General features: G+C 71.4%; 14 protein-coding genes and 2 pseudogenes. 11 read left to right on the top strand and 5 right to left on the bottom strand.

From position 1 onward, the window contains the following. Positions 1-10: 10 nt before the first annotated feature. Together OHT01_RS05730 and OHT01_RS05725 are read right to left on the bottom strand one after the other, a co-directional pair. Positions 11-1,324 (bottom strand): DUF2254 domain-containing protein, encoded by a 1,314-nt coding sequence (locus OHT01_RS05730; protein WP_328552023.1) that lies wholly within the window; start codon positions 1,322-1,324, stop codon positions 11-13. Further along, positions 1,321-3,078 carry a cation:proton antiporter gene (locus OHT01_RS05725; RefSeq protein ID WP_328552022.1) on the bottom strand — a complete coding sequence of 586 codons (1,758 nt, stop codon included), beginning with the start codon at positions 3,076-3,078 and terminating at the stop codon, positions 1,321-1,323. Before OHT01_RS05725 ends, OHT01_RS05730 begins: the two co-directional genes overlap by 4 nt. A gap of 405 nt (positions 3,079-3,483) precedes the next feature. On the opposite strand from OHT01_RS05725, the gene OHT01_RS05720 reads away from it, so the two are divergent. The 4 genes and pseudogenes from OHT01_RS05720 to OHT01_RS05705 all read left to right on the top strand — a co-directional run bounded on the left by OHT01_RS05720 (position 3,484) and on the right by OHT01_RS05705 (position 9,929). Beyond that, positions 3,484-5,469, top strand: a complete 1,986-nt coding sequence (locus OHT01_RS05720) for a hypothetical protein (RefSeq protein ID WP_328552021.1) — start codon at positions 3,484-3,486, stop codon at positions 5,467-5,469. A gap of 349 nt (positions 5,470-5,818) precedes the next feature. After that, the gene (locus OHT01_RS05715; protein ID WP_328552020.1) at positions 5,819-6,763 is read left to right on the top strand and encodes a universal stress protein; all 945 of its coding nucleotides are present in this window, start codon (positions 5,819-5,821) and stop codon (positions 6,761-6,763) included. Next, positions 6,760-6,957, top strand: a pseudogene (locus OHT01_RS05710) (glyceraldehyde 3-phosphate dehydrogenase NAD-binding domain-containing protein); the annotation flags it as partial. The gene OHT01_RS05715 and the pseudogene OHT01_RS05710, both read left to right, overlap by 4 nt. Positions 6,958-7,235: 278 nt before the next feature. Next, entirely contained in the window at positions 7,236-9,929 is a 2,694-nt protein-coding gene (locus tag OHT01_RS05705) for a bifunctional acetate--CoA ligase family protein/GNAT family N-acetyltransferase (RefSeq protein WP_328552019.1), read from the top strand. Between the two features lie 118 nt (positions 9,930-10,047). Here the strand turns inward: OHT01_RS05705 and OHT01_RS05700 are convergent, their stop codons facing one another. The 3 genes from OHT01_RS05700 to OHT01_RS05690 form a co-directional block, all read right to left on the bottom strand. Further along, a complete protein-coding gene (locus OHT01_RS05700) occupies positions 10,048-10,752 on the bottom strand; it encodes a response regulator transcription factor (RefSeq protein ID WP_328552018.1) in 705 nt (234 codons plus the stop codon). Positions 10,753-10,981: 229 nt separating this feature from the next. Further along, a complete protein-coding gene (locus OHT01_RS05695; protein WP_328552017.1) occupies positions 10,982-11,644 on the bottom strand; it encodes a CBS domain-containing protein in 663 nt (220 codons plus the stop codon). Positions 11,645-11,676: 32 nt separating this feature from the next. Then, entirely contained in the window at positions 11,677-12,141 is a 465-nt protein-coding gene (locus OHT01_RS05690) for a Crp/Fnr family transcriptional regulator (RefSeq protein ID WP_328552016.1), read from the bottom strand. A 333-nt stretch (positions 12,142-12,474) separates the two neighbouring features. Between OHT01_RS05690 and OHT01_RS05685 the strand changes: the two genes are divergently transcribed. The 7 genes and pseudogenes from OHT01_RS05685 to OHT01_RS05655 all read left to right on the top strand — a co-directional run bounded on the left by OHT01_RS05685 (position 12,475) and on the right by OHT01_RS05655 (position 21,095). Beyond that, positions 12,475-12,615 carry a universal stress protein gene (locus tag OHT01_RS05685; RefSeq protein WP_405915347.1) on the top strand — a complete coding sequence of 47 codons (141 nt, stop codon included), beginning with the start codon at positions 12,475-12,477 and terminating at the stop codon, positions 12,613-12,615. Between the two features lie 22 nt (positions 12,616-12,637). After that, complete coding sequence (gene ppdK / locus OHT01_RS05680; RefSeq protein ID WP_328552015.1) at positions 12,638-15,268, top strand: pyruvate, phosphate dikinase; 2,631 nt, start codon at positions 12,638-12,640, stop codon at positions 15,266-15,268. A 208-nt stretch (positions 15,269-15,476) separates the two neighbouring features. Next, positions 15,477-16,547, top strand: coding sequence for a zinc-dependent alcohol dehydrogenase family protein (locus tag OHT01_RS05675; protein ID WP_328552014.1), 1,071 nt, complete (start codon positions 15,477-15,479; stop codon positions 16,545-16,547). A gap of 79 nt (positions 16,548-16,626) precedes the next feature. Continuing rightward, a pseudogene (locus OHT01_RS05670) lies at positions 16,627-16,836 on the top strand (pyridoxamine 5'-phosphate oxidase family protein); the annotation flags it as partial. A 133-nt stretch (positions 16,837-16,969) separates the two neighbouring features. Next, positions 16,970-19,228 (top strand): formate C-acetyltransferase, encoded by a 2,259-nt coding sequence (gene pflB / locus OHT01_RS05665; RefSeq protein ID WP_328552013.1) that lies wholly within the window; start codon positions 16,970-16,972, stop codon positions 19,226-19,228. A 5-nt stretch (positions 19,229-19,233) separates the two neighbouring features. After that, positions 19,234-19,962: a pyruvate formate-lyase-activating protein gene (gene pflA, locus OHT01_RS05660; protein WP_328552012.1), complete on the top strand. Its 729-nt coding sequence runs from the start codon at positions 19,234-19,236 to the stop codon at positions 19,960-19,962. Positions 19,963-20,171: 209 nt separating this feature from the next. Beyond that, positions 20,172-21,095, top strand: coding sequence for a carbamate kinase (locus OHT01_RS05655; RefSeq protein WP_328552011.1), 924 nt, complete (start codon positions 20,172-20,174; stop codon positions 21,093-21,095). Positions 21,096-21,168: the final 73 nt, after the last annotated feature.

Here is a 21,168-nt window from a genome sequence, read left to right as displayed (position 1 = left end):
GGCCGAGTTCCTACGGGCGGAGCCGGGGCGGTGAGCCGCCGGGGGCTCCGCCCCGACGGTGCCGTCCTCCGATGCCCTGGGGGTCGGGCGTCAGCGCGACGGCATGGCTGGGGGCGTCGGCGAACGCACTGTCCACCGCTCGGTCGAGCAGTCCGAGTTCGGCACGGAGAGCGGGCCCGCAGGCTTCCGGCAGTGTCGTCAGGAGGCCTTCGAGGAGGGCCCGCAGCCGTCGGCAGACCTGGACCGAGCTCGCACCGTAGTCGCGGATCTCGGTGACGGCGAGCTCCAGGTAGTCCTCCCAGGACCGGCCCGGCAGCACGAGGCGCGGCCGGCCCCGGTCGTCGGCGAGGACGTACCGGCCGCGGAGTCCGACGCGTCCGACGGCGTACAGGAACGCCTCGACGTGGTTCAGCACCTGGACGGCCGTGGTGGGGTCGTTGACCGCGGGGGAGAGGGCGCGGATGGCGATGTCGACCAGGATGCGCAGGGCGAAGGCCGGGTCCTGCTCGATCGTCCGCTCGGGACCGAGGGCGAGGAGCCCGGTCACCCGGCGCGGGTCGGGCGCAGACGTGCCGCCGTGGATCTCGACGACGGTGCCGCCGGGCGGCACGAAGTCGCCGACCGAGGCGGCCAGCACGAACACGCAGTCGTGCCGGGCCGCGAGCGAGACCATGCCGGACGCGTCGAACGCCTGGATGACACCGCCGCGTCCGGTCCGGATGCGGGTCACCGGAGCTGGCGTGCCCGGCGCCCCGTCGGAGGCCGCGCCGCTCCGTACGCGCGCCGCCGCGTGGTCGAGGACCTGTTCGCCGAGGCGTCCCACGATGTCGGCGATCGCCACCGGCCGCAGGTTGTGGGTGAAGCGGTTGAGGTAGATCAGCAGGAGCAGGAGGCTCGCGGATACGGCGATGCCGGCCAGGGTCACGCCGAGGTTGGGCACGGAGTCGGTCTCGATGCTCCGGAGCAGTGTGTACGCGAAGGCGAACGTGCCGGTGAAGGTGGCGAGCACGGCCTTCTGCAGCCGGTCGCGGTACCAGAGCCGCATGTAGCGCGGTGAGAGGGTCCCGGTGGCCTGCTGGATGACGAGGACCCCGATGGTGACGACGAATCCGAGCAGCGCGATCATCGCGCCGACCACGGAACTGAGGACGCTGCTCGCGGTCGAGGCAGAGTAGTTCCAGGTCCTCGGCAGCCAGGACGCCCCGTCCACGGCGGACGCCGCCTCGGCCAGGGCGACGCCGAGCACGAGCCCGAACAGGGGGACGATCCACAGGCTCGCCTTGGCGTACTGCCGCAGCCGGAAGCGGGTGGCCCACGAGGTCATCCGGAGCCCATCAGCACGGCGGTGTCGTCGGGCAGCGGTGTGATCGTCCGGGTCCCGGTGACCGGGACCAACTGGCCGTCGGCGCGGACCACGAACAGGATGTCGCGGTCCGGGGGGACGGGCTCGGATCCGGGTTGCACATGGAAGCGGGCGCCGTGCTCGTAGCGGGCCGCCAGACGATGCCGGACGAGCGGGTGACCGAAGAGGATGTCGCCGCCCGTATAGGGGGCTACCACACCGTGGCTGTCCCGCGGCGGCCCCACCCGGTAGACGGGCCCTCGCACGTTGTCCTTGATGACGGTTGAGGCGAGGGCGTTGAAATCGTCGTCGTCGGTGAGGAGGAACACTGCCGTGACGCCCTCCAGGCGGGCGCGGGGGTTGGTCGCGGTCGCGAGCATCTCCCCGTGGGCGAGTTCGATTCCTGCTGTGGTGATCCGCTCGCGTTCCTCCTCGAGCCCGGCCCACATCAGCACGTCGAGTCCGGCGGTCTCCAGGGCCTTCCCCAGGCCGATGACCCACGGGGCCCCGCCCACCAGGAGCGGCCGGGTCCGCGCCGAACGGACGACACCGAGTCTCCGCGCCACGGGCGCGGCGGTCAGGGCGTAGAGCAGGACCGTCCCCACGATCACGAGGAAGGTGATCGGCAGGATCTTGGCCGCGCCGGGCAGCCCCTTCGCGACGAGGGTGGCGGAGAACGCGGACGCGGTCGACGCGGCGACGATGCCACGCGGCGCCATCCACCCGATGAAGCCCCATTCGCCCACGGTCAGGTCGGAACCCCATGCGGAGGCGTACGCGATGAGCGGCCGGACCAGGAGGACGAGTACGGCGATCAGGATCAGCGAGGGGACGAGCACGGGCACCACGGAGTCAGGGGTGACGGCGGAGGAGATGGAGATGAACAGCAGGCCGATGATCATCTGGACGAGTGTTTCGAGGAAGGGCCGGCGAGCCGGCATGTCCATCCCCCGCAGGTTGGTGATGGCGAGTCCGGTGAAGATGGCGGCGATGAGGCCGGTGTCGTCACGAGCGATGTCGCAGCCCGCGGAGACGAGGATCACCGTCGCCAACTGCGCGAGGGTGCCGAGTGTCTCGCCGAGCCGCAGCTTGTGCAGGGTCAGCCACAGGATGACGGTGCCCACCGCACCGCCCGCGAGACCGACTCCCATGCTGATCAGGAACTGCCCGATCTGGTAGCCCCGGCCGAGGTCGACCCGGTGAGAGGTCGCGACGGCGTGGAAGACGACGGCTCCGAGGATGGCGCCGATCGGGTCGGTCAGCGTCCCTTCCCAGATCAGGATGCGGCGCAGCCTGTCCGTCGGCCGGACGTATTCGAGCAGCGGGCCGACGACGGTGGGGCCGGACACGACGAGGATCATGCCGATCATCGCGGCCCCCCGCAGCGGGATGCCGAACAGGGCCGGTCCGATACCCCCCACGGCGAAGAAGGTGACCAGGATGCCGATGACCAGCAGCCGGACGACGGTCGAGCGGGTGCGGCCGGTGAGATTGCGCAGGTTCAGCCCGAGCCCCGCGTCGTAGAGGATCACCGAGACGGACAGTGAGACCAGCGCGGGAAAGTCCGGGCCGACGAGCCGTGCGGGGTGGATGACGTCGGTCAGGGCGCCCGCCGTGAAGCCGACCGGCAGAAGGACGATCAGCGCGGGGACGCGCAGCTTGTTCGCGAGGATCTGCGAGCCCGTGGCGAGAGCGACGGTCAGGGCGATGCCCAGGAGGATGTCCTCGCCCGTCATAGTGCTCGTCCTCCTTCTGACGCGGGGGAGCCCGTGGGATTCAATCGCGACCCCGCGCCCCGCACCCGCCTGTCGCGGCGCGACGCGTGCCCGACCACCCGATCGGCCCCCGCGCAGCCCCTGCCGCTCGCTCCCTGGCGGCCGGCCGGGGCAGCGGGGGAGACGCCGACGGCGGGGAATCCCGGCATGGGATCCCCTGTCCGGGACCCCGTCCGGGACACCCGCCCGGAATGCCCGGCCCGGGACGGCGACGTAACGTGCCGATATGGGCACGATACGTAGTCGACGGGTCGAATCCGGTGGCATCACCCGAAGGCCCGGGCCGCTCGTTCGAGGCGGAGGCGGCCGACCCGTGGGCGCTCCGGGTCGCTTCACACTCGGCGGACGGCCGGTGGTGTTCCCGTGATGAAGAAGATCTTGGTCGCGCTCGGCGTCGTGCTGGTCCTGCAGAGCCTCTTCGCGCTCTGTCTGGTCAGTTCGCTGCAACTGCTCGTGCTGCGCAACGCCCCGATCGGCGTGACCGGTCCGTCCCTGGTCGTGAAGGCGGTGACATCGAAGGTCTCACTCCAGACGCTCAGCTACCAGGACGAGTCCGCCGTGCTCGACGCGATCGGCCAGAGCAAGCTCTACGGCGCCTACCTGCCCGGCCCCAGGAGCGACACGCTGATCGTCGTCCCGGCCAAGAGCTTCTTCGGCCGGGTGGAACTGGAAGCCGCGTTCGCAGACGCGGCCAAGAAGCTCCACAGACCCCTGACGGTGAAGACCGTCAAGCCGCTGCCGAAGAGCGACCGGCTCGGCGGTGTCTCCGGACTGCTCCTGATCCCACTGCTCATCGGCGGCTATCTCGCCGCCGTCCTGGTACTCAAAGCGACCAGGACGGCCGCCGCGCCCTGGCATGTGGCGATGCTCCTCGGCTACTCGACGGTCGGCGCCGTCCTGACCGACCTCATCGCCGGGCCAGGTATCGGTGCCTACGAGAACAGCCACTTCTGGCCGCTGCTGCCGTGCTTCATCCTGATCGCCGCCTCCGTCACCCTCGCCGCCGCGGCCTTCCAACGCCTGGTCGGACCGCTGGGCACACTCCTGGTGGCGACCTTGTTCATCATCGTGGGCGGCTCCGCCGCCGGCGGGGTCGGCGTCTCCCTGCTCCCCGTCTACTGGCAGCACCTCGGCGCCATCTTCCCGCCCCAGCAAGGCATCATCCTGCTGCGCAACGTCATCTACTTCGGCGGCAACAACATCACCACACCGCTCATCGTCCTCGGCCTGTACACGCTGGTCGGGGGTGTCATCATCGGCTACCTGGGCCGCTGGCGACCCGTCAAGAAGGTCGGCGGGCAAGCTCCCTCCCACCGGGCGGACTCCACCCCCACAGCGTCCTCCGGGCGTCCCGTCGTGGCCGTACTGGCCGCGCTGACCGTCGCCGCGGTGATGCAGTGCCTGTTCACCGCGAACTACATGAGCTCCGCCCACGAGCCTGTCGCGACCGACCTCCCGATCGGGACCACCGGAGCGTCCCCGATCCTGAACGCGGCCCGCAAGAACCTCTCCCTCAAGGTCACTCAGTACTCCGACGAATCCGCCGTGAAGGACGCGATCGACCAGGCCAAGATCTACGGCGCACTCATCCCGGGACCGACCTCGACCACACTGCTCGTCGTCCCCACCATCAGCGACGTCGCGCCCCTCGACCTGGCCGGGAACTTCGAGGAGGCCGCGAAGAACCTGCGGCAGCCGCTCCACGTCGAGCAGTACGCGCCTCATCCGCTGGCGAAGAAGGACCCCTTCGGCCTGGTCTCCTCGCTGATGCTGATCCCGCTGCTCGTCGGCGGCTACATGGGAGCGACGATGCTCAGAGCGACGACCGGGACATCGGTCGGCCGCTGGCGCCTGCCCGCACTCACCGGGTTCGCCGTCCTCGCCGCGCTGCTGGTCAACGTCGTCGTCTGTACCTGGCTCAAGGGCTACCCGGCCCCGAAGTTCTGGATCGTCTGGCCCATCCTCGCCCTGGTCATCGCGGCGGTCGCCCTCGTCGCCGCCGTCCTGCAAAAGCTCCTCGGAGCCGCCGGAACCCTCGTGACCGTCATCGTGGTCATGCTCTTCGGCAACCCGTCCTCCGGCGGAGCCAACGGAGTCCCCTACCTGCCGGCGTTCTGGCGCGCCATCGGCCCGTACCTGCCACCCCGCAACGCCTACATCCTGCTCCGCAACACGATCTACTTCGACGGCCACGGCACCACACAGGCCCTGATCGTCCTGCTCCTCTACCTGGTCGTCCCCGCCGTGGCCCTCGTCCTGCTCTACCGCTTCCGCACACCGGACAGCCTCGTGACCCCGGAGACCGAGGCCGAAGCCACGGCCCTGACCGTCCCCGTCGGAGGTCTGCCCTAGCGGCGAGCCGGCGGCAGGTCTGCCGCCGGTCTGCTTCGACGGCGTGCCGTGGCGCCGGTCGGCGAACACCCCTCACCCGGCGCCTGGTTCGCACGCAGTGGCGGTGCCGATGGGCCAACCAGGTTGCAGGAAAGGGCCGTTCAGCCCAAGAGGCACGGCCCTTCGGCATCCGCTGCGGTGACCGCAGGAGCGCCGGCGGCTCCCGGAGAGGCTCGTCCCTTCCGCCGCCCGTGCCGCAGGTCCCGTCAAGGGCCGACCGGCCCCTCCCAGGGACCTGCGGCCCCTGCACAACGAGCTCACCGGACACGAGGCTTGAACCGGACCCGGACCTTCGATCCGGAAGGCGGACATGATGCGTACGGTCACCGCAGGCCTCGACGGTTCCCCGGAGAGCCTCGCCGCCGCCGAGTGGGCTGCCCGTGAGGCGCGGATGCGCGGACTGCGGCTGAAGCTGGTCCATGTGAGGGAACCGGTCCCGGACCCCATGGCGCGGGCACCGCTGCTCGGCGCCGAGCCCCACCAGCACCGGAGCGAGCGAAGCAAGACGCGGGTACCCCCGTCCGAAGGGCGGAGGACGATCCCGCGCGAAGCGGCCGAAGACCTGCGGGCGCGCCACCCGGGAGTCGGGGTCACCATGGAGCAGCGCACCGGCCGGCCCGCGGAGGCGCTGCTCAAGGCCGCTGACGACGCCGAAGTCCTCGTACTCGGCACCCGTGGACTCAATGGCATGGACGGTTTCATGGTCGGCTCGGCCGGACTGGCCGTCGTCGCGCACGCCGGACGACCCGTCGTCCTCGTACGCGCCGGAGAACAGGCCGCGGACGAGCACCTGACGGATTCCTCGGGCGTCCCGTCCGCCGCGGCCCCCTTCAAGCCTGTCGTCCTCGGCCTCGACACCGTCGGCCCCCACGACACCCTGATCGGCTTCGCCTTCGAGGCCGCCCTCCTGCGTGCCACGGCGCTGCGGGTCGTGCACGCCTGGAACGAGCCGCCCTACATCGCGTACGGCCTGCCTCAGGACCTGGAGTTGAACGCCCGGCTGGCCGGGCAGGAGGCCGACGCCGTGACGGAGGTGCTGCGGCCCTGGCGCGAGAAGTTCCCGGACGTGGAGATCATCGGGGACACCCTGTCCGGGAATGCGGCCCATCACCTGGTGGACGCCTCCCGCGAGGCCTCGCTCGTCGTCGTGGGCCGCCGTGTCCGCCGTGCCGCGCCTGGCGCCCACATCGGCCCCGTCACGCACGCCGTACTCCACCACTCCACCGCCCCGGTCGCCGTCGTGCCGCACGACTGACGACCTCGCACCGCCCGTACGGCTTCGGCCGCACCGGCCGCACCTGTTCACGCGCGGCACTGGACCGGGCCGAGGCGGGCACCCGGTACGCCGAGGTGGTCGCGATCAACGACGTCGCACCGCCCGCCACCCTGGCCCGTCTCCTCGCGTACGACCCGGCGTTCGGACGTCCCGGGCGCCAGGTACTGAACGACACCTACGACCGCGCCGCCGAGCGGGTCGCGTCGGCGGCCGCCCGCACCGGCGGACTGGTCCTGCCCGAGCCGGCCGGAGCACTGGACGGCATCGCGGTCCGCGCGCCCGTCGAGGACGGCTCGGCACCCGTCGTCTCGGATGGAACGAGCCCGGGTGTGCTTCCGGTGGAGGTCGGGAACGGGGCCGACCGGCCCATGCGGTGCACCGGTCAGCCCCTGGGGCGTGACCCCGGATCGCTGGATGCTCGAAGTGTCGACAGGTTTCGAGGAGGCCAGTGATGACGGACGACGACCGCCCCCAGGCGCACGCGCTGCTTCAGGACGGCACCACGGTGTGCATACGCTCCGTGCTGCCCGGTGACCACGAGCAACTGCACGGTCTGTACGAGGAGATGTCCCCGGACAACCTCCGCCTCCGCTTCTTCGCCGCGAGCCGCCGCTCCGCCGAGACGGCCGCCGACAGGGCCTGTGCCCCGTCACGCCCCGGCTACCGGGCGCTGCTCGCCGAGACGCACGGCCAGGTCATCGGGCTCGCCGAGTACGAGGCCGAGACCGGTGACGGCGCGGGCACGGCCGAGATCTCCATCGCGGTCGCCGACGGGCTGCACCACCGGGGCGTCGGCACCCTGCTCGTCGAGCATCTGGTCTCCGCCGCCCGCGCCGAGGGCATCCGCACCTTCACCGCCGACGCCCTGTCGGAGAACCACGAGGTCCTGCGCCTGTTCGCCGACCTCGGCCTGCGCACGTCCCGGCACTTCGAGGGCCCCGAAGTGCGCTGCACCATCGAACTGGCCGAGGACGACACCTACCTCGCGGCGGTCGAGACCCGAGGCACGGGCGCCGACGTGGCGAGCCTGGACCCGTTGCTGCGCCCCGATGCCGTGGCCGTGATCGGCGCGGGACGCCGGCCCGGGTCGGTGGGCCGGGCCCTTCTGCACCATCTGCACGCGGGCGGCTTCACCCGGCGGCTGTTCGCCGTGAACCCCGGCGTGAACTCGGTCCTCGGTGTGCCGTCCTACCCGTCGGTGACCGCCCTGCCCCTCGTCCCCGACCTCGCGGTCCTCGCCGTCCCGGCCGCCGCCGTACCCGCCACCGCCGAGGAGTGCGGCAAGGCCGGGGTTCGGGCGCTGCTGGTGGTGACGGCCGGGCTGGACGCCGGCCAGGGCAGGGGACTGCTGGACGCGTGCCGCGCGTACGGCATGCGGCTCGTCGGCCCGAACTGCCTCGGCGTCTCGAACACCGACCCGGAACTCGCCCTCGACGCCACCTTCGCCGCCGGCCACCCGCGCCCCGGTACGGCGGGGGTCGCCGTGCAGTCGGGCGGCGTCGGCATCGCCCTGCTCGACGGGCTGTCGCGGCTCGGCATCGGCGTCTCCACCTTCGCCTCGCTGGGCGACAAGTACGACGTCAGCGGAAACGACATGCTCCAGTGGTGGGAGAGCGACGACCGCACCGACCTCGCCCTGCTGCACCTGGAGTCGTTCGGCAACCCCCGCGCCTTCTCCCGCACCGCCCGCCGGGTGACCCGCCGTATGCCCGTCCTCACGGTCGACGCGGGCCGCACCGACGCGGGCCGGCGGGCGGCCGCCTCGCACACCGCGGCCGCCGCCACCCGCACCATGACCCGGCAGGCCCTGTTCACCCAGGCCGGCATCACCGCCACCCGTTCGGTGGGCGAACTGCTCGAAACCGCCGCCCTGTTGCACGCCCAGCCGCTGCCCTCCGGCAGCCGCGTCGCGATCGTCACCAACGCGGGCGGCGCGGGAGTCCTCGCCGCCGACGCCTGCGCGGAGGCCGGACTCGCCCTCCCGGCCCTGACGACCGAACTCGTGGACGACCTGCTCGCTGTGCTTCCGGAGGGTGCCGCCGTGGGCAACCCCGTCGACGTCACCGCCGCCGTCAGCGAGGAGCAGCTCAGGGACTGCCTGGACCGGGTCGCGCGGCACCCGGGCATCGACGCCGTCCTGGTGGCGCTCGTCCCCACCGCCGTCGCCGCCGCGACCGGCGACGATCTCGTCCGGGCGCTCACCGACGGGACCGCACGCCGGGAACGTCCCGTCGCCGTCGTGCGGCTGGAGCAGGCCCTGCCGGTCGAGCTGCTGCCCGTCGCGGACGGCGGCACCATCCCGTCGTACTCCGAACCGGGCGCGGTGGCACGGGCGTTGGCCCACGCCGCCCGTCGTGCGGCCTGGCTGAGCCGGCCCGCCGGTACCGTCCCCGACCTCGCCGACATCGACAGCGGGCGCGCCCGGACGGTCGCCGAGGACTTCCTCGCGGCGCACCCCGACGGCGGCTGGCTCGACCCCCGCACCTGCGCGGAACTGCTCGCCTGCTACGGCATCCCCCAACTCGACTGGGCGTGGGCCGAGACCGAGGACGACGCCGTCCTCGCCGCCGAACGGCTGCGCGGGCCCGACGGCCGTGTCGTCATGAAGGCGCACTGGCCCGGCGTACTCCACAAGAGCGAACAGCGCGCCGTTCACCTCGACCTCCAGGGCGACGCCCAAGTACGCGCCGCCTTCCGGGACTTCGAGACCCGGTTCGCCGGACTCCTGACCGGAGTCGTCGTCCAGCCGCTCGCCGCGCGCGGCACCGAACTGTTCGCCGGGGTCGTCCAGGACGAAGTCTTCGGACCCCTGGTGCTGTTCGGTCTCGGCGGTACGGCCACGGAGGTACTGGCCGACCACGCGGCCCGCCTCGCCCCACTGACCGACCACGACGTCCATGACCTGATCACGTCGCCGCGCTGCGCGCCCCTGCTCTTCGGCGCGCACGGCGCCGGACCCGTGGACCTCGAAGGTCTGGAACAGGTACTGCTGCGCCTGTCCCGCATGGCGAGCGATCTTCCGCAGCTCGCCGAGGCCGACTTCAACCCCGTCCTCGCGACCCCCGGCGCGGTCAGCGTGCTCGACGCACGCGTCCGCCTGCTGCCGCGCCGCGCCCAGGACCCCTACCTGCGCCGACTGCGTTGAGGAGGAACAGCCATGAAGAACGACAAGGTCGGATCCGTGATGACGACGGACGTCGTCCGGGCGGCGGCCCCGACAGGCTGACCGCCCGAGACAGGCCGGCCGCGAGCCGATCGAGGACTCAACGGGTGGGGTGCTGGTCCCTCGTGTCGGGGTGTTCGAGGTGGTTGGCCAGTACCGCGGCCTGGACGCGGCGCTGGACGCCGAGCTTGGCGAGCAGGCGGGAGATGTGGTTCTTGACCGTCTTCTCGGAGAGGTACAGCTCCTTGCCGATCTCGCGGTTGGTGAGGCCGTCGACGATCAGCGCGAGGATGTCCCGCTCGCGCGGCGAGAGACTGGCGAGTTCGGGGGAGAGGGCCGGTTCCTCGGCCGGATCGGCGCGGAGTTTGCGCATCAGGCGGGCGGTGGTCGTGGGGTCCAGCATCGACTGGCCGGACGCGACGGTACGGACCGCCGAGACCAGGTCGGATCCCTTGATCTGCTTCAGCACGTAGCCGGCCGCCCCGGCCATGATCGCGTCGAGGAGCGCCTCCTCGTCGTCGAACGAGGTGAGCATGAGACAGGACAGCTCGGGCATCTGGCTGCGCAGCTCCCGGCAGACGCTGATGCCGTCGCCGTCGGGCAGGCGGACGTCCAGGACGGCCACGTCCGGGCGCAGTGCCGGGCCGCGCGCCAGGGCGTGCGCGACGCTGCCCGCGTCGCCGACCACCGAGATGTCCGGTTCGCTGTCCAGCAGGTCGGTGAGACCGCGGCGTACGACCTCGTGGTCGTCCAGCAGGAAGACCCGGATCGGGTTCTGCTCGGAGAACGTACGCGCCTCGGCCATGGCGACCCCTTGTTCAGTGATGGACCACGGACCGCGAGCCCGCTCACGCCGATCATTACCCCTCAGGCCCGGACGCACCAGGGCCGATCGGCCCCACCCGAGCCTGTTTCGGGACCGTGTCGATCCTTTCGACCCTTTGAAGATTCAGCCGCTTCCGTGCCGGGTGCCGTCGCACGATGGTTCAACGGGCCCCGGAAGGACCTGTTGCGGCGCTGCGCTCGCGGTCGTCTCACCGGTTCCGCAAACGCTCCGGGCCCGTGAGGTCGAATCCGACGTCCACCACTCCTTCGACGGCCCGCACCAGCCGGGCGGCCACCGGCACCAGCGCGGTGTCGCGGACGCGTCCGGTGAGGGTGACGACACCGCCCGCCACCTGGACGCGGACCGGCGGGGGCGACCCGTGGAAGAGGTAGGACCCGATCTCCCTGCGGACCTCCTCGGCGATGTCCTCGTCACTGCGCAGGAACACCTTGAGGAGGTCGCCGCGGCTGACGACGCCCTGCAGGCCGCCGGTCTCGTCGACGACGGGCAGCCGCTTGACCTTGGCGTGCGCCATGATGCGGGCCGCCTGGGCGAGGGTCGCGTTCGCGGGCACGGTGACCGCCGGAGACGTCATCAGCTCCTCCGCGGTCAGCCCGCCGGCCTTGGCGAGATCATTCAGACGCCGCGACTGCGTGGAGCGGTCGGGGTCGCCGTCGCGGAACTCCTCCTTGGGCAGCAGATCGGCTTCGGAGACGACCCCGATCACCCGGCTCTCGCCCTCGATGACGGGCAGGGCGCTGACCTGCCACTGTTCCATCAACTGCACGATCTCCTTGAAACCGGCCCCACGGCCGATGGCGGCGACGGTGTGGGTCATCACGTCGCTCACGATGTGCGGACTGCCGTGCACGGTGGCTCCTCGGTCGGGTCCGGATACGTCGGTCAGCGGGGGTCGCCGCTGCCGTAGGGGGCGTACAGGTCGAGCAGCCGGGTCCGGGTGGACTGGAGCCGGTGGGCGACGATCTCGCCGGTCCACCGGGTCACGGCCATCCCCAGTTCGGGATCGGCCCGGCACATGGCCAGGACCGTCTCGGCGTCGAACTCGTAGGCGCGCACCGGGCTCGTCGCCTTGGCGCCCAGGTGCCAGGTGTGCGGGTGGAACAGCCAGGACCAGCCGACGAGTTCGTTGTGTCCGAGGATCTCGACGACGGCCGCGCGGCGGCCCGGCACCCGCAGGTCCAGGGCCACCGTGCCGGTCCGGACGATCCAGAACCGGTCCGCGTGGTGGCCCTCCTCGAACAGCCGGGTGCCTGCGGGGAACGACACCTCGCGGGCCACCTGCATCAGCCGTTCCCGGTGGTCGGCGGGCAGCGCCCGCACCATGGTGGATGTGGTGGAAGCGTTCATGATCCTGCCTCTTCCTGGCGCGTGATCCTCCCACCCCCAATCTCCGCCCGTGTCCCGCCCGCCGCCATGGGCCACCCGGCCCCCGCCGGGGGCCGCATGCCATCGGCCGGGGCCGACCGGCCCGGCGGAAGGTACTGCCCGGCCCCTGCGCGAGCGCCTCGCCCGGTACCAGGCTCGATGGGACAAGGGATTCCGCGGTCGGCGGTGACCGTCGCCCGGCCCGTGGAGTCTCCGCCGAGCGCACGACGCTGGAGGTGCGGATCATGCTTCGACCGGTCGTGGCGGGGATCGACGGGTCCCCGGAGAGTCCGGCCGCGGCGCACCGGGCGGCCCGTGAAGCCCTCCGCGGGTGCCGCACTGATCGTGGTGCGACGCCGGGAACGCGAGACCCGCTTCGGCACCTGCCTCGGATCGGTCGCCCACGCGGTGCTGCACCACGCCGACTGTTCCGTCGCCGTCGTTCCGCACGCCTGAACACACCCGAAGGGTGAAGGACATGACCCGATACGTGTACGAATTCGCGGACGGGGGCCGTGACATGGCGGACCTGCTCGGCGGCAAGGGAGCCAACCTCGCGGAGATGACCCGGCTGGGACTTCCCGTCCCGCCCGGCTTCACCGTCACCACCGCCGCGTGCCGCGAATACCTGGCCACCGGCGAGGAACCGGGCGAGCTGGGCGCACAAGTCGTCCACGCGCTCGCCGAGTTGGAGCGGACTACCGGTCGCGAACTCGGCGGACGGGACAACCCGCTGCTGCTCTCGGTCCGTTCGGGCAGCAAGTTCTCGATGCCCGGGATGATGGAGACCATCCTCGACGTAGGTCTCGGGGACGAGTCCGTCCTCGGCCTCGCCAAGATCACCGGCAGCGAGCACGTCGCGTGGGACTCCTACCGCAGACTCCTCCAGATGTACGGTCGCACGGTGCTCGGCATCGCACCGGAACGCTTCGGCCGGCACGCTGCCGGGGACGGGCCCGTGGCGCTCGTCGAGCACTTCAAGCAGATCATCCGCGACACGACCGGCGAGGAGTTCCCACAGGACCCGGCCGAACAGCTCCAGCGGGCGATCCGTGCCGTCTTCGACTCCTGGAACGGCGAGCGCGCCCGCCTCTACCGCCGTCGTGAGCACATCCCCGACGACCTCGGGACCGCCGTCAACATCCAGGTGATGGTCCTCGGCAATCTCGGCCCGGACTCCGGCACGGGCGTCGCCTTCACCCGTGACCCGGCCACCGGTGCCCGGGGCGTCTACGGCGACTACCTTCCCGACGCCCAGGGCGAGGACGTCGTCGCCGGCATCCGCAACGCCGTCCCGCTCGCCGAACTGGCACGCCTCGACCCGGCCTCCTACCGTCAACTCCTGCGGCACATGGCGACCTTGGAGCACCACTACCGCGACCTGTGCGACATCGAGTTCACCGTCGAGCGCGGCAGGCTCTGGATGCTCCAGACCAGGGTCGGCAAGCGCACCGCCGAGGCCGCCTTCCGGATCGCGGAGGCGCTCGTCGACGAGAAGCTGATCGACGAGGACGAAGCGCTCGCCCGGGTCGGTGGGGCGCAACTGGCCCGGCTGATGTTCCCCGGGTTCGAGGCGCATGCCGAGGCCGCGCCGCTGGCGCACGGTGTCCCCGCCTCGCCCGGCGCGGCGGTCGGCGCGATCGTCTTCGACTCGGCGGAGGCCGTACGGCGCGCGGACGCGGGGGAGCACGTCGTCCTCGTACGGCGCGAGACGACGCCCGACGACCTGCCCGGGATGGTGGCGGCCGAGGCCGTGCTGACCAGCCGGGGCGGCAAGACCAGCCACGCGGCCGTCGTCGCCCGCGGGATGGGCAAGGTCTGTGTGTGCGGTGCCGAGGAACTGACGGTGGACGTCACCTCCCGCACCCTCACCGCACCCGACGGGACCGTGCTCACCGAGGGCACCGTGATCTCCGTGGACGGTACGGCGGGCACCGTCCACCTCGGCGCCCTGCCCCTGACCGACTCCCCGGTCGGGCACTTCCTCGACACCGGAGAGGGCGACGGCGCACTGACCGACGCGGTCGCCCGCACCCTCCAGCACGCCGACTCCGTACGGCACTTGGAGGTGCGCGCCAACGCGGACACCCCCGAGGACGCGGCCCGCGCCCGCCGCTACGGCGCCCAGGGCATCGGGCTGTGCCGCACCGAGCACATGTTCCTCGGCGAGCGCCGGAGTCTCGTCGAGGCGATGATCCTCGCCGAGGACGAGACCGGACGGGCCGCCGCCCTGGACGCCCTCCTGCCCCTCCAGCGGGCCGACTTCACCGGAATCCTCGCCGCGATGGACGGACTCCCGGTGACGATCCGCCTCATCGACCCGCCGCTGCACGAGTTCCTGCCCGACCGCACCGAACTGGCTGTTCGCGTCGCCACCCGGCCCACCGAGCACGACCGCCGCCTGCTCGCCGCCGTCGAGCGCATGCACGAGTCCAACCCCATGCTCGGACTGCGCGGCGTCCGCCTGGGGCTCGTCGTCCCCGGTCTCGTCGACATGCAGGTACGGGCGATCGCCGAGGCCGTGGCCGGACGGCTGCGCGCAGGGGGAGACCCCCGGGCGGAGATCATGGTCCCCCTGGTCGGCACCGTCGAGGAACTGCGGATCGTCCGTGCCACGGCGGAGCGCGTCCTCGCCGACGTCTCACAGGAGTCCGGGATCACCGTCGACTGCCCGATCGGCACGATGATCGAGCTGCCCCGGGCCGCGCTGACCGCGGGCCGGATCGCCGAGGCCGCCGACTTCTTCTCCTTCGGCACCAACGACCTGACCCAGACGGCCTGGGGCCTGTCCCGCGACGACGTCGAGGCGTCCTTCTTCCCGGCCTATCTGGCCCAGGGCGTCTTCGCGGTCTCCCCCTTCGAGACCCTCGACCGCGAAGGCGTCGGACGGCTGGTGCGCATCGCCGCCGAGGAGGGCCGCGCCGCCCACCCGGGTCTGAAGATCGGCGTCTGCGGCGAACACGGCGGCGACCCCGACTCCATCCACTTCTTCCACGACATCGGCCTCGACTACGTCTCCTGTTCGCCGTTCCGCGTCCCGGCCGCCCGCCTGGAAGCGGGCCGGGCCTCGCTCGCCGACGGCGGGGACGCCGCTTCGGCCGCGACCTAGAAGCATCGCCCTCTGAGGCTGGGGACGCGGCCGGTGGGTGGTTTGCCTGCGAGCGCGGTGTGTCCGCGGTCGCCGTGTCCGAGAGCGCGGGCGGCGAGCCGGCAGGGGCCGCCCGGTCCCGGGGTGGGGACCGACCGGCCCATGCGGGCGGCATCCGCGCCGGTCAGGCTGGAACCACCAGGTCACGTCACGACGTGAAGGGATTGTCATGAAGGCACTCGTGTTCCACGGTCCGGGAGAGTCCGCGTGGGAGAGCGTGGCCGATCCCGGTATCCAGGAGGCCACCGACGCCGTTGTCCGGGTCGACACCGTCACCATCTGCGGCACCGACCTGCACATCCTCAAGGGCGACGTGCCGGAGGTAGCCCCCGGCACGGTCCTCGGCCACGAGGCCGTCGGTGAGATCGTCGAGGTCGGCGGCGATGTCCGTACGGTCCGACCGGGCGATCGCGTCCTGGTCTCCTGCATCACGGCGTGCGGCCGCTGCCGCTTCTGCCGGGAGGGCGCCTACGGCCAGTGCCGTGCCGACGGTGGCTGGATCCTCGGCCACCTGATCAACGGCACCCAGGCCGAATACGTCCGCGTCCCGCACGCCGACCTGTCCACCCATCTCCTGCCCGGGGCCGTGGACAGCAAGGACGCGGTCCTGCTGGCCGACATCTTCCCCACCGCCTACGAGGTCGGCGTGCTCAACGGACGGGTACGTCCCGGAGACACCGTCGTCGTCGTAGGAGCGGGGCCCGTCGGGCTCGCCGCGATCGCGACGGCGGGGTTCTTCTCGCCCGAGAAGATCATTGCCGTGGACCTCGCTCCGGCCCGTCTCGACGCCGCCAAGCGCCTCGGCGCCGACGCCGTCGCGACGGCGGGCGAAGAGGCCGAGCAACTCGTCTCCGACCTCACCGACGGCCTCGGCGCCGACGTCGTCATCGAAGCGGTCGGTGTCCCGGAGAGCTTCGAGACGTGCACGCGCATGGTGCGGCCCGGCGGACACGTCGCCAACGTCGGCGTGCACGGCAAGCCCGCGACCCTGCACCTCGAAAATCTGTGGATCAAGAACGTGACGATCACCACCGGGCTGGTCGACACGCACTCCACACCCACCCTGCTGCGCATGATGGCCGCGGGCCGGCTCCCGGCCGCCTCCCTCGTCACCCACACGTTCCCGCTGGACCGCATGGAGGAGGCGTACGACGTCTTCGCGCGGGCCGCCGACACGGGCGCGCTCAAGGTGGTCCTCGGCGAACCGCAGCACGACGTTCTGACGGTCAGGACGCCCTGAACGGGGGCCGGATCAGCGGGCGCCGGATCGCGGTGCGCTGATCCAGGCACCGCGCGCAGACTCCGAGTTGACTGCGCTGATGAATCCCGACGACGGATTTCGTGAACTCGGCCGGCAGGAATGCCTGGACCGGCTCGGTGACGCGCCCGTCGGCAGGGTCGTCCACACCCGGGACGCCCTGCCCGCCGTCCTGCCGGTCAATTTCTGTCTCGACGCCGAGTCCGCCGTCGTACTGCGTACGTCGGCGGACTCGGACCTGGCCCGCTCCATCGGCGGCTCCGCGATCGCGGGGTGGGCCGAAAGGCCCACGGACGAGGGCGTTCGGCGTCCCGCCCGGTACCGTCCGGCCCTCGTCGAGGTCACCCCGAACGACAAGTATCGACAGTGCAGGACATTCCGAGCAGCGTGAGGGGAGACCGGCGATGACCACAACGGTGACGGCTGGAGGCCGGACGGGCGAGGCGTGGCACGGCTTCGCCGGGACGGCGTGGCGCGAGCACATCGACGTCCGTGACTTCATCCAGGCCAACTACACGCCCTGCGAAGGAGACGCGGCCTTCCTGACCGGCCCCACGGAGCGCACCCGGGCCGTCTGGGGCACGGTCGGCGCGCTCTTCCCGGAGGAGCGGCGCAGGGGAATCCTCGACGTCGACACCGCGACCCCTTCGACGATCACCTCGCACGCGCCCGGATACATCGACCGCGAGCGGGAGTTGATCGTCGGCCTGCAGACCGACGCGCCGCTCAAGCGCGCCATCATGCCCAACGGCGGTCTGCGGATGGTCGAGAGCGGACTGAAGGCGTACGGCTACGAGCCCGACGACTTCGTCACCCGCGTCTTCGGGACCTACCGCAAGACCCACAACGACGGCGTCTTCGACGCGTACACCCCCGCCATGCGTGCCGCCCGCAAGGCCGGCATCATCACGGGGCTGCCCGACGCGTACGGCCGCGGCCGGATCATCGGCGACTACCGGCGGGTGGCGCTGTACGGCACGGACCGGCTCATCGCCGCCAAGAGGGCGGAGCGCGCCGAACTCGACTCCGCGCCCTCGGCCGAGCACATCATCCGAGACCGCGAGGAACTCGCCGAGCAGATGCGGGCGTTGGACGAGCTGACCCGGATGGCCGCGACCTACGGCTGTGACGTCTCGCGCCCCGCCGGCACCGCCCAGGAGGCCGTGCAGTGGCTCTACCTGGGCTATCTCGCCGCCGTGAAGGAGCAGAACGGCGCGGCGATGTCGCTGGGCCGCACGTCGACCTTCCTGGACGTGTACCTCCAGCGCGATCTGGCGGCCGGTGCTCTCGACGAGACCCGTGCCCAGGAACTGATCGACGACTTCGTGATCAAGCTGCGCATCGTACGGTTCCTGCGCACCCCCGAGTACGACGCGCTGTTCTCCGGTGACCCGACCTGGGTCACGGAATCCATCGGCGGCATCGGCGAGGACGGCCGCCCGCTGGTCACCCGCACCTCGTTCCGCTTCCTGCAGACCCTCTACAACCTGGGTCCGGCACCCGAGCCGAACCTCACCGTGCTCTGGTCGCCGCAACTGCCGTCCGGATTCAAGGAGTTCTGCGCCAAGGTCTCCATCGACACCAGCGCCGTCCAGTACGAGTCCGACGAACTGATGCGTCCCCGCACCGGCGACGACACCGCGATCGCCTGTTGTGTCTCCGCGATGGCCGTCGGCCGGCAGATGCAGTTCTTCGGGGCGCGGGTCAACCTCGCCAAGGCCCTCCTGTACGCGGTCAACGGCGGCCGGGACGAGATCAGCGGCGAGCGGATCGCCCCCGAGACACCGCCCCTGACCGGTGAGTACCTGGAGTACGAGGAGTTGTCGAAGGCGTACGACGGGATGCTGGACTGGCTGGCGGAGACGTACGTCAACGCGCTCAACGTCATCCACTACATGCACGACAAGTACGCCTACGAGCGCGTCGAGATGGCGCTCCACGACCATCCCGTGCACCGCTTCATGGCCTGCGGCATCGCCGGCCTCTCCGTCGCCACCGACAGCCTGTCCGCCGTCAAGTACGCCCGGGTCAAGGTGATCCGGGACGAGACGGGGCTGGCCGTGGACTACGAGATCGAGGGCGACTACCCGGCCTACGGGAACAACGACGACCGGGCGGACACCATCGCCGTCGGCCTGGTGGACTCGTTCATGACCAAGGTGCGCGAATACCCCACCTACCGGGACGCCGAACACACCCAGTCGGTCCTGACGATCACCTCGAACGTCGTCTACGGCAAGCACACCGGCAACACCCCCGACGGCCGCCGCGCCGGACAGCCCTTCGCCCCCGGCGCCAACCCGATGAACGGCCGCGACCGGCACGGGGTGGCCGCCTCCGCGCTCTCCGTCGCCAAACTGCCCTACGAGCACGCCCGCGACGGCATCTCGCTGACGACGACGATCACCCCCGAGGGCCTCGGACACGTGCCCGGCGAGCGGGTCGGCCACCTGGTCGGCATCCTCGACGCGTACACGGCCTCCGGCGGCTTCCACATGAACGTCAACGTCCTGGACCGGGCCACCCTGGAGGACGCCATGGAACACCCGGACAAGTATCCGGAGTTGACCATCCGGGTCTCCGGCTACGCGGTCAACTTCGTCCGCCTGACCCGTGAACAGCAGCTCGACGTGATCAGCCGCACCTTCCACGGAACGCTGTGAGGACCATGACGACGGGCCGGATCCACTCCTGGGACCTGTCCACCGGCGTGGACGGTCCGGGGACCCGGTTCGTCCTCTTCGTCAACGGCTGCCCCCTGCGCTGTCTCTACTGCGCCAACCCCGACACCTGGCACATGCGCGACGGGAAGGAGGCCACCGTCGACGAGGTGATGGCGGAGATCGAGAAGTACCGCCCGTTCGTCACCACCGCTGGGGGAGGCGTGACCATCACCGGTGGCGAGCCCCTCCTCCAGCCCGCCTTCACCGCGGCCCTGCTGCGCAGGTGCAAGGAAGCCGGACTGCACACCGCCCTGGACACCTCCGGTTTCCTCGGCTCCCGTGCCACCGACCGGCTCCTCGCCGACACCGACCTGGTGCTGCTCGACATCAAGTCCTTCGACGTCGCCGCCTATCGCGAACTGACGGGGGGCGAACTCGCCCCCACACTCAACTTCGCCACCCGCCTCGACCGTCTCGGCATCCCGGTGTGGATCCGCTACGTCCTCGTTCCCGGCCGGACCGACGCCCCTGAACCCATCGACGGACTCGCCCGCTTCCTCTCCGGCCTCACCAACGTCGACCGCGTGGACGTCCTGCCCTTCCACGAACTGGGCGCCTCCAAGTACGAGACCCTCGGCATCCCCTTCCCCCTGCGGGACAACCCGGTTCCCGAACCCGCCCTGACCGAACGGGTCCGCGAACAGTTCAGGGCCCGCGGCCTGTCCGCCTACTGAGAGTTGATGGCTGAGAGCCGGGTACGGTCGCCGGCCACCGCACCTCGGATCCGTCCGGAGTCCGGGCGCTGAGGGATCTCCGGAGGGCGCCGTTCAGCCCGCTCCGACACGAATCGGGACTCGCACCGAATCGATCGTCTTCGACCAGACCGAGAGCCGGCTGCGCACCGACAAGGCCGTGCTCGTCGCCACCCCGAAGGACTGAAGCCATGCGTATCGTCGTCGCCCTCGGCGGCAACGCCCTCCTCCACCGCGGTGAACGGCCTGACGCCGCGGTCCAGCAGGCCAACATCGACCGCGTCGCCACCGCCCTCGCGGCGCTGGCCCACGAGCACGAGCTCGTGATCACCCACGGCAACGGCCCCCAGATCGGCCTGCTCGCCGTGGAGAGCGCGAGCGACCCGGCACTCACCGCCCCCTACCCGCTCCATCTGCTCGGCGCCCAGACCCAGGGCATGATCGGCTCCCTGCTGGCCTGCACACTGCGCGCCGCTCTCCCGGACCGCCACATCGCCACTCTCGTCACCCACACCCTCGTACGGTCCGACGATCCGGCGTTCGCACGGCCGACCAAGTTCGTCGGCCAGGTCTACCCCCGGGAGGTGGCGGGCTCCCTCGCCCGCGAGCGAGGCTGGCACATCGCGCGGGACACCACCGGGTGGCGCCGCGTCGTCCCCTCCCCGGTGCCGGAACGGATCGTGGAGACCGACACCGTCCACGAGCTGCTGAACCGCGGCACCCTCGTGATCTGCGCAGGCGGCGGAGGAGTACCCGTCACCGCGGACCACGACACCGGCGCGCTGACCGGCGTGGAGGCCGTCGTCGACAAGGACCTGACCGCGGCCCTGCTCGCCGAGGACCTCAAGGCCGACTTCCTGCTCATCCTCACCGACGTCCCGTGCGTCTACGAGGACTTCGGGATCCCTGACCAGCGACCCGTGCTCGACGCCACCCCGGCGGAGCTGCGCCGCAAGGGTCTCCCGGAGGGCTCGATGGGGCCGAAGGCCGAGGCGGCCGCTCGATTCGTGGAACGGACCGGAGGCCTCGCCGCCATCGGAGCCCTGGACGCGGCGTACGAGATCGTGCACGGCCGGTCGGGCACCCTGATCCGCCCCGACCTCGCGGCCGGCTGACCGGCAGGCGCGGCACCACCCCCAACGTCATCCGTGCGTCACAACTTCCAACAGCCTTTGAAAAGAGGGCCGT

It is taken from the genome of Streptomyces sp. NBC_00358, assembly GCF_036099295.1.
Lineage (GTDB): Bacteria > Actinomycetota > Actinomycetes > Streptomycetales > Streptomycetaceae > Streptomyces.
The sequence above is the reverse complement of the archived record's forward strand: the minus strand, read 5'-3'. Positions and strand labels throughout refer to the sequence as shown.

Coding starts and splice junctions, on each gene's coding strand:
- OHT01_RS05730 (WP_328552023.1), bottom strand. CDS start 1,324: ATGACCTCGTGGGCCACCCGCTTCCGGCTGCGGCAGTACGCCAAGGCG.
- OHT01_RS05725 (WP_328552022.1), bottom strand. CDS start 3,078: ATGACGGGCGAGGACATCCTCCTGGGCATCGCCCTGACCGTCGCTCTC.
- OHT01_RS05720 (WP_328552021.1), top strand. CDS start 3,484: ATGAAGAAGATCTTGGTCGCGCTCGGCGTCGTGCTGGTCCTGCAGAGC.
- OHT01_RS05715 (WP_328552020.1), top strand. CDS start 5,819: ATGATGCGTACGGTCACCGCAGGCCTCGACGGTTCCCCGGAGAGCCTC.
- OHT01_RS05705 (WP_328552019.1), top strand. CDS start 7,236: ATGACGGACGACGACCGCCCCCAGGCGCACGCGCTGCTTCAGGACGGC.
- OHT01_RS05700 (WP_328552018.1), bottom strand. CDS start 10,752: ATGGCCGAGGCGCGTACGTTCTCCGAGCAGAACCCGATCCGGGTCTTC.
- OHT01_RS05690 (WP_328552016.1), bottom strand. CDS start 12,141: ATGAACGCTTCCACCACATCCACCATGGTGCGGGCGCTGCCCGCCGAC.
- ppdK (WP_328552015.1), top strand. CDS start 12,638: ATGACCCGATACGTGTACGAATTCGCGGACGGGGGCCGTGACATGGCG.
- OHT01_RS05675 (WP_328552014.1), top strand. CDS start 15,477: ATGAAGGCACTCGTGTTCCACGGTCCGGGAGAGTCCGCGTGGGAGAGC.
- pflB (WP_328552013.1), top strand. CDS start 16,970: ATGACCACAACGGTGACGGCTGGAGGCCGGACGGGCGAGGCGTGGCAC.
- pflA (WP_328552012.1), top strand. CDS start 19,234: ATGACGACGGGCCGGATCCACTCCTGGGACCTGTCCACCGGCGTGGAC.
- OHT01_RS05655 (WP_328552011.1), top strand. CDS start 20,172: ATGCGTATCGTCGTCGCCCTCGGCGGCAACGCCCTCCTCCACCGCGGT.